The organism is Streptomyces racemochromogenes, assembly GCF_044129415.1.
Taxonomy (GTDB): Bacteria; Actinomycetota; Actinomycetes; order Streptomycetales; family Streptomycetaceae; genus Streptomyces; species Streptomyces racemochromogenes_A.
Window position 1 is genome coordinate 1 of the sequence record NZ_JBBDHD010000202.1, and the last position, 8485, is coordinate 8485.

At 74.6% G+C, this 8485-nt stretch carries 6 protein-coding genes; all 6 read right to left on the reverse strand.

Annotated elements, in window-relative coordinates:
- Positions 1 to 138 precede the first annotated feature (138 nt).
- Positions 139 to 1770 carry an outer membrane protein assembly factor BamB family protein gene (locus tag WDV06_RS35030; protein WP_395513857.1) on the reverse strand — a complete coding sequence of 544 codons (1632 nt, stop codon included), beginning with the start codon at positions 1768 to 1770 and terminating at the stop codon, positions 139 to 141.
- A gap of 174 nt (positions 1771 to 1944) precedes the next feature.
- Entirely contained in the window at positions 1945 to 3744 is a 1800-nt protein-coding gene (locus WDV06_RS35035; protein WP_395513858.1) for an ABC-F family ATP-binding cassette domain-containing protein, read from the reverse strand.
- Between the two features lie 29 nt (positions 3745 to 3773).
- Entirely contained in the window at positions 3774 to 5096 is a 1323-nt protein-coding gene (locus WDV06_RS35040) for an acyltransferase family protein (protein WP_395513859.1), read from the reverse strand.
- A gap of 274 nt (positions 5097 to 5370) precedes the next feature.
- Positions 5371 to 6294, reverse strand: coding sequence for a 4-(cytidine 5'-diphospho)-2-C-methyl-D-erythritol kinase (locus WDV06_RS35045; RefSeq protein ID WP_395513860.1), 924 nt, complete (start codon positions 6292 to 6294; stop codon positions 5371 to 5373).
- On the reverse strand, positions 6291 to 7217 hold the full coding sequence (gene rsmA / locus WDV06_RS35050) for a 16S rRNA (adenine(1518)-N(6)/adenine(1519)-N(6))-dimethyltransferase RsmA (RefSeq protein WP_395513861.1): 927 nt from the start codon (positions 7215 to 7217) through the stop codon (positions 6291 to 6293). Before rsmA ends, WDV06_RS35045 begins: the two co-directional genes overlap by 4 nt.
- Positions 7214 to 8476 (reverse strand): ubiquitin-like domain-containing protein, encoded by a 1263-nt coding sequence (locus WDV06_RS35055; RefSeq protein WP_395513862.1) that lies wholly within the window; start codon positions 8474 to 8476, stop codon positions 7214 to 7216. Before WDV06_RS35055 ends, rsmA begins: the two co-directional genes overlap by 4 nt.
- Positions 8477 to 8485: the final 9 nt, after the last annotated feature.

Genomic DNA, 8485 nt, shown 5'->3' on the forward strand with positions numbered 1-8485 from the left:
CGCCGGCCGGGGGCGGGCCCGGCGGCGGGCCGGGCGGCGGCGGGGGGCCGCCGAAACCGCCGGCGGGCGGCTGGCTGGGGGGCGGCGGGGTACTCATCTGCTGCTACTGCCTCTCGGTGGGCGGCTCGGTGGACTCGTTCACTTGCCGAATGCCATCAGGAGCTTCTCGTCCGTGCTGTTGCCCGCGAGGGAGGTCACGGACAGGAAGAAGCGGCCGTCCTCGAAGGACCTCCTGGAGAACATGAAGGAGCCCTCGATCTTCGCGGCGGGGCCCGAGGGCAGGCGGAGCAGTGTCGTGGGTGCGCCGCCGGCGGCCGGGTACGAGAGGATCTCGCCGGGCTGGTCGAGGGTGCCGGTGTGGTAGGCGATCAACTGGCCGCCCGCGGCCTTGAGCGGGGTCAGGCCCTGCTTTTCCCCTGCGGCCTGGCGCCACTTGGGCTTTCCGGTGGCGAGGTCGAAGGCGACGATCTCGTTGTTGCCGCCGCCCTTGGTGTCGGTCGTGAGGTAGAGGGTGTCGCCGTCGACGGCGGCGTCGCCGCAGCCCTGGAGGTCGTCGAGGGTGCTGCCGCCGCAGTTGACGGTGAAGGAGCCCTCGGCGGCCATGGCGGAGCGCTTCTTGCCGTCCGCGGTCAGCGCGATGACGGCACGTTCCTTCGTGTCGCGGTTGCCGATGTCGAGGACGGCCGGGGCGACGGAGTAGACGCCGTTGACCTGCCAGCCCTTGGGGAGCCGGTAGGCCCAGGTCTTCTTCCCGGTGACCGGGTCGGCGTCCTGGACCTCGACGATGTGGTCGTCGTCCATGCACAGGGCGATGCCGAGGAGCTTGCCGTTGCCGGCGGCGTACCGGGTGGGCTGGCAGCCCTCGGGAACGTTGCCGGAGAAGAGTTTGTCGCCCGTGCTGATGCGGTAGGCGCTGGTGCCGCCGAGCCGGTTGACGACGACGGTGTCGCCGGTGAGGTTCAGGCCGGCGCTGCCGCCTCCGTCGAACATGCCCTCCTTGGCGACCTCCTTCGTCCAGCCCTCCTTGCCGGCCTTCAGGTCGATCAGCTTCAGCTGGTTGCAGGAGGCGTTGGAGCCGGTGCCGTCCTTGACGACGACGACCGTCCTGCCGTCGGGGGTGCTCTGGCCGGTCAGCCCGCAGATCTCGGCGCGGGTGTCGACCCTCCACTTCTCCTTGCCGTCGGTCACGGAGTAGCCGACGACCGCGGTGCCGAGGGTCTTGGCGACGGTGTCGCCGACCACCCACTGGCCCTTGGCGGGGATGCCCATGCCGGGCCCCTGGAGTTTGACGGTCTTGAGCCAGAGCACCTTGTCCTCGCCGGGCTTGCGGCCCGCGTTGAGGTCGGTCTGCTCGGCGCTGCCGTTGCCGCTGCCGTCGCCCTTGTCGACGGAGGGGGAGCCGGAGGGCTTGGGGTCGGCGGGGGCGGAGCCCTGCGCGACGGGCTGCTTGGGACCGACGTCGCCGCTGCCGAAGGCGAACCAGGCGCCGGCGCCGAGGACGAGGACGCCCGCGACGGCCGCCGCGACGATCACCGCGCCCTTGCGGCGGCCGCCGGACGGCGGTCCGGCCGGGGCGCCGGGTGCGCCGGGCGGCGGGAAGCCGTACCCGCCGGGCCGGGCCAGGGGCTGGGGGACGGTCGGCGGCTGCTGGGCGTACGGGTTGCCGCCCTGGGGCGGGTAGCCGTAACCCTGCTGGGGCGGGCCGGGGAGGTGGCCGTAACCGGAAGGGGGCGGTGGCTGGTTCGGCGGCGGCTGGGGCGGCTCGGTCATCAGCGCATACCTTCGGCTTCAGGCGGTCGGTGGGCGGGGAGGTACCCCGAGATCGAAAAGAACCGACCCTTTGTATCACTCGTGGCCGGTACGCGACGGGCCGGTCGCACCCCTGTTCCCAAGGGCGGACCGGCCCGTGACGCGCCTGTTATGCGGCCGCACGAGGCCTTCGGCTCAGGCCTCTTCGGCCAGTTCCAGCCAGCGCATCTCCAATTCGTCGCGCTCGGAGATCAGTTCGCGCAGCTCCGCGTCGAGCTTGGCGACCTTGTCGTAGTCGGTGGAGTGCTCGGCGATCTGGGCGTGCAGGTTCGACTCGCGGTCGGACATCTTGTTCAGCTGGCGCTCGATCTTCTGGAGCTCCTTCTTCGCGGCGCGCGAGTCGCCGGAGGAGGTCGACTTGGCCGCGGCGGCCGGCGCGGGCGCCGGGGCCGCCGCCTCGATCATCCGCCGGCGGCGCTCCAGGTACTCGTCCAGGCCGCGCGGCAGCATCCGCAGGCTGGCGTCGCCCAGCAGGGCCATGACGGTGTCGGTGGTGCGCTCGATGAAGAACCGGTCGTGGGAGATCACGATCATCGAGCCGGGCCAGCCGTCGAGGAGGTCCTCCAGCTGGGTGAGGGTCTCGATGTCGAGGTCGTTGGTGGGCTCGTCGAGGAACAGCACGTTGGGCTCGTCCATCAGCAGGCGAAGGATCTGCAGCCGGCGCCGCTCACCGCCGGAGAGGTCGCCGACGGGCGTCCACTGCTTCTCCTTGGTGAAGCCGAACTGCTCGCACAGCTGCCCGGCCGTCATCTCCCGGCCCTTGCCGAGGTCGACGCGGTCGCGGACGCGCTGGACGGCCTCCAGGACGCGCAGCGACGGGTCGAGCTCGCCGACCTCCTGGGACAGGTAGGCCAGGCGGACGGTCTTGCCGACGGTGATCTCCCCGGAGGCGGGCTGGACCTCGCCCTGGGTGCGGGCGGCCTCGGCGAGGGCCCGCAGCAGGGAGGTCTTGCCCGCGCCGTTGACGCCGACGAGGCCGACGCGGTCGCCCGGGCCCAGGTGCCAGGTGAGGTGCTTGAGCAGGGTCTTGGGGCCGGCCTGGACGGTGACGTCCTCAAGGTCGAAGACGGTCTTGCCGAGGCGGGCGTTGGCGAAGCGCATCAGCTCCGACTTGTCGCGCGGCTCCGGCACGTCGGCGATCAGCTCGTTGGCGGCCTCGATGCGGTAGCGGGGCTTGGAGGTCCGGGCGGGGGCGCCGCGGCGCAGCCAGGCCAGCTCCTTGCGCATCAGGTTCTGCCGCTTGGCCTCCTCGGTGGCGGCGATCCGCTCGCGTTCGGCGCGGGCGAAGACGTAGTCGCTGTAGCCGCCCTCGTACTCGTAGACGGAGCCGCGCTGCACGTCCCACATGCGGGTGCAGACCTGGTCGAGGAACCAGCGGTCGTGGGTGACGCAGACGAGGGCGCTGCGGCGGGTCTGGAGGTGGCCGGCCAGCCAGGAGATGCCCTCGACGTCGAGGTGGTTGGTCGGCTCGTCGAGGACGAGGAGGTCCTGCTCGGCGATGAGCAGCTTGGCGAGGGCGATGCGGCGCCGCTCGCCGCCGGAGAGCGGGCCGATGACGGTGTCCAGGCCCAGGCCGAAGCCGGGCAGGTCCAGGCCGCCGAAGAGGCCCGTGAGCACGTCGCGGATCTTGGCGTTGCCGGCCCACTCGTGGTCGGCCATGTCGCCGATGATCTCGTGGCGGATGGTGGCCGCGGGGTCGAGGGAGTCGTGCTGGGTGAGGACGCCCATCCGCGTCCCGCCGCTCTGGGTGACCCGGCCGCTGTCGGGCTCCTCCAGCTTGGCGAGCATCCGGATGAGGGTGGTCTTGCCGTCGCCGTTGCGGCCGACCACGCCGATCCGGTCCCCCTCGGACACGCCGAGGGAGATGCCGTCGAGCAGGATACGGGTGCCGTACACCTTGCTGACTGCCTCGACATTGACCAGATTGACGGCCATCAGACGCGCTCCAGGGAAAGGTTTGTGGATCAGCCCCTCAGCCTAACGCTCCGCGCCGACGCCGACCGTTCCACCAGCCAGGCACCCGCCAGGGCCATGCCGATGGCGGCGGGCGCGGTGACCGGGACGGCGACGAGGGTGGCGGTGTGCCCCTCCAGGATGCCGCCGAGGCCGGTCATGGACAGGCCGAGGATCCCCAGCAGGCACAGGGTGGTGCCGAGGGCGGCGGCGGGCCCGCTGCCGGGGGCGGCCTCCGCCGGGGAGGGGGCCTCGAAGCGGCGCAGGCACGCGACGAGGACGGCGGTGAGGCCGGCGGCGAGGAGGATCCTGACCGGGACCTGCGCCCACCAGGCGGCGGTGGCGGGCTCGGGCAGGTCCAGGCCGAGGGCGAGCTGGGCGGCGTACACGCCGAGCATGGCGGTGAGGTGCCACAGGAACGCGGTCATGGCGACCCCGTTGGCGGCGACCACCCCGCGCCAGACGCGGGGCCGGGCGAGGAGGGCGGCGGCGGGCCGCGCGAGCAGCTGGACGGCGCCGACCAGCCACATGCCGTGGCAGAGCAGGGCGAGGGTGGGCGGGGCCATGTTGGACACCTTCTCGCCGGGCATCCCCACCATCGACAGCGGGTACGGGCCGACGGCGACGAGCAGCACCGCCCCGGCGAGGCCGGCGGCGCCGAGGAGGGCGGGGCGGCGGATGCGGCCGTCGGCGCGCAGGAAGCCGAGCTGGTGCACGGCGAGCCAGACGAAGGCGAAGTTCAGGAACTCGGCGTACGGCAGGTGCAGCGCGAAGCGCGCGACGTCGACGAGGGCGGCGGCTGCGGCGAGCGCGGCGAAGGCGGCCCACCCCCAGCGGGCGTGGGCGCGCAGCAGGGGCGGGGTGAGGGCCACCATGGCCAGGTAGATCCCGATGAACCACAGCGGCTGGGTGACCATCCGCAGCGCGGCCCCGGCGAGCGGGCCGCGGTCGGCGCCGGCGAGCTGCACGACGAGGGCGAACGCGGCCCAGCCGAGCACGAAGACCAGGGTGGGGCGCAGCAGGCGGCGCAGCCGGGCCCGCAGGAAGGCCGCGTAGACGGGCCGGCCGGCGGAGCGGCGCTCCAGGGACCGGTAGGAGAGGGCGTGGCTGAAACCGCCGACGAAGAAGAAGACGGGCATGACCTGGAGTCCCCAGGTGAGCACCTGGAGCGGCGGGACGAGGGCGAGCAGGTTGCCTGTTCCGGCGGCGCTGACGGCGGCCATCAGCCAGTGGCCGAGGACGACGGTCCCGAGGGAGGCGACCCGGAGCAGGTCCACGTACCGGTCCCGCGCGGCGGGGGTGGCGGCGGCGAGTGCGCGTGCGCTGGCTGTCATGTCCCCTACGCTCGCGGCCCGGGCCGCCCCGGAACAGGGCGCTGCTACTCATCCGGGGCCTGGGTACCCGTGACGGCCGGGGGGCCGCCGCGCGGGGCCGGGGTGTCCCCGCCGCGGACGGCGTGTTCCGGCCCGCGCCGCGTTCGAGCGCACCGGGCGCGGAGCGTCCGGTACCGGGGCCAGGGGCGGAGCCCAGGCCGCGGGAGCGGCGCAAGGGCGGGACGGGGGGGACGGCTCCGCGCAGCGGCACCACGCGCACCCCCGGCGGGACCGGTTACGCCAGGACCGTGGCCCCCGCGGCCGGCGAGGCGGTGACGCGGGTCGCCCGGCAGGTGCCGGAGGCCTCCAGCCCGGCCGCCACCTTCACCGCCGCCTCTGCGTCCCGCACCAGGAACGCCGTCGTCGGCCCGGACCCCGACACCAGCCCGGCCAGGGCTCCGGCCGCGACCCCCGCCGCGAGGGTCTGCGCCAGCTCCGGCCGCAGCGACAGCGCCGCCGCCTGGAGCCCGTTGGACCGCGGCAGCACGGCCGCGAGCGCGTCGGGGTCGCCCGAGGCCAGGGCGGCGAGCAGCTCCGGGGAGGCCTGCGGGACGGGTACGTCCGTGCCCTCCGTCAGCCGGTCGAACTCGCGGAACACCGCCGGCGTGGACAGTCCGCCGTGCGCCACCGCGAACACCCAGTGGAAGACGCCCGCGGCGACGGGGGTCAGCAGCTCCCCGCGCCCGGTGCCCAGCGCCGCCCCGCCCAGCAGGCTGAAGGGGACGTCGCTGCCCAGCTCGGCGCAGAGCGCGAGGAGCTCCTCGCGGGGGGTGCCGAGCCCCCACAGCGCGTCGCAGGCGAGCAGCGCCGCCGCGCCGTCCGCGCTGCCGCCGGCCATGCCGCCGGCGACGGGGATGTTCTTGGCGATGTGCAGGTGCACGGCGGGGGTGATCCCGGCCCGGGCGGCGAGGACCTCGGCGGCCCGCGCCGCGAGGTTCGTACGGTCCAGGGGCACCTGGTCGCTGTCGGGGCCCTCGCAGCTGACGGTGGGCCCGTCGCCGGTGGTCGCGGTCGCGGTGACCTCGTCGTGGAGGGAGACCGCGAGGAAGACGGTGGCGAGGTCGTGGAAGCCGTCGGGGCGGGCCGCGCCGACCGCAAGCTGCACGTTGACCTTCGCGGGGACCCGTACGGTCACCGCCGTGCGCGGCGCGGCGCTCACAGCGCGGGCTTCTGCGCGTCGGAGGGCTTGTGCTCGGCGATGGCCGCGAACTCCTCCACCGTCAGGGACTCGCCGCGGGCCAGCGGGTTGATCCCGGCGGCGGTCAGCGCGGCCTCGGCGGCGGCGGCCGAGCCGGCCCAGCCGGCCAGCGCGGAGCGCAGGCCCTTGCGCCGCTGGGCGAAGGCCGCGTCGACGACCGCGAAGACCTCGGCCTTGGAGGCGGTGGTCGCGATCGGCTCGGAGCGGCGGACGAGGGAGACGAGCCCGGAGTCGACGTTCGGGGCGGGCCAGAAGACGTTGCGGCCGATGGCCCCGGCGCGCTTGACGTCCGCGTACCAGTTGGCCTTGACGGAGGGCACCCCGTACACCTTGTTGCCGGGGCGGGCGGCGAGCCGGTCGGCGACCTCGGCCTGGACCATGACGAGGGTCCGCTCGATGCTGGGGAACCGGTCGAGCATGGTCAGCAGGACCGGCACGGCCACGTTGTACGGCAGGTTCGCGACGAGCGCGGTCGGCGCGGGGCCGGGCAGCTCGGTGACGAGCATCGCGTCGGAGTGGACGAGCGCGAAGCGGTCCTTCTTCTGCGGCATCCGGGCGGCGATGGTGGCGGGCAGCGCGGCGGCCAGGATGTCGTCGATCTCGACGGCGACGACCCGGTCGGCGGCCTCCAGCAGGGCGAGCGTCAGCGAGCCCAGGCCCGGGCCGACCTCGACGACGACGTCGTCGGGGCGGACCTCGGCGGTGCGCACGATCCGGCGGACCGTGTTGGCGTCGATGACGAAGTTCTGGCCCTTCTGCTTCGTCGGGCGCACGCCGAGGGCGGCGGCCAGCTCTCGGATGTCGGCCGGGCCGAGGAGGGCGTCGGAGGGGGCCTCGGAGGCCTGGGGGGTCCCGTGGGGCTGCTGCTGCTCTGCGGTGCTCACCGGTAAAGCCTACGGCCGCAGTGCGGCCACGGACTCGCCCCCCGCTGCACGTAGAGCTTCTTCGCCCGGAACGTCTGCTCCCCGGCGGGGGCGTCCTGCGGGCGGCCGCTGCCGCCGAGGGCGTGCCAGGTGGTGACGTCGAACTGGTAGAGGCCGCCGTAGGTGCCCGAGGCGTCGGTGGCGGAGGGCCGGCCGCCGGACTCGCACTGGGCGAGCGCGTCCCAGTCGAGGTGGTCGGCTCCGGCGACGGAGGACGGCAGGGGTTTCGTGCCGACCTTGACGAGCTGGCTGACGGGCTCGCGGACGACCTCCTCGGCGATCCTGCGGGCGGGCTGGTGGACCCCGTTGACGGTGCGCAGGGCGTACGTGACCCGGCGCGCGCCGGGGCGTCCGGCGCGTTCGACGACCTCGGTGCCGGCGAACAGGGTGTCGTCGTCGACGCGTTCGGTCTCGTAGGGGATGCGTTCCTCGCGGACCTCGCGGGTTCCGGTGATGCGCAGGACGGTGACGGTCTGGCCGTCGCGCGGGAAGGAGTCCGGGGGCACGGAGGTGGTGTCCTCGCCGCGCAGGGTGATGCCGGCCTGGTCGAGGGCCTCCCGGACGGTGGCGGCGTTGGTGCGGATGGTGCGTTCGCGGCCGTCGGCCATGAAGGTGACGCCGCGTTCGGTGCGGACGCTGAGGGTCAGTCCGGTGCGGGGGACGGGGGCGGTGCGGGGGGCGGAGAGGAAGGCGCCCTCGACGCGGACGCCGAGCTGGCGCAGGGCGGCGTCGACGGTGCGGGCGGTGGTCCACATCTGGCGGCTGGTGCCGTCGAGGGTCAGGCGCAGGGGGCGGCCGTAGCGGACGACGACCTCCTCGCCGTCCTCCAGGGCGGAGCCGCGGGCGGGGGCGACGAGGTCGTGGGGGCCGACGCCGAGGCCTTCGGCGGCGAGGAGGTCGTCGACGTTCCCGGCGAAGGTGTGGAGGGTGCGGGGTTCGCCGTCGACGGTGAGGTGGACGGACTTGTCGGCGGCGACGAAGGCGGTGGTGCCGCCGGCGAGGAAGGCGACGACGAGGGCCTGGGGGACGATGCGGCGCCAGCTGTCGCGGACGGCGGCCCCCTGCCCCGCGGCGGTGCGCGCCCGCCGGCGGCGGCCGGTGGCGGGGGCGGCGGCCGTGACGGGGTGGGGGTGGTCGGGGGCGGGGGCGGGGGCGCGGCGGGGAGGTGCGGGCGTGAGCGTGAGCGGGGTGCTGGTGGTGCGGGCCGGGGCGCTGACCACCGTGCAGGA

Coding starts and splice junctions, on each gene's coding strand:
- WDV06_RS35040 (WP_395513859.1), bottom strand. CDS start 5,096: ATGACAGCCAGCGCACGCGCACTCGCCGCCGCCACCCCCGCCGCGCGG.
- WDV06_RS35030 (WP_395513857.1), bottom strand. CDS start 1,770: ATGACCGAGCCGCCCCAGCCGCCGCCGAACCAGCCACCGCCCCCTTCC.
- WDV06_RS35035 (WP_395513858.1), bottom strand. CDS start 3,744: ATGGCCGTCAATCTGGTCAATGTCGAGGCAGTCAGCAAGGTGTACGGC.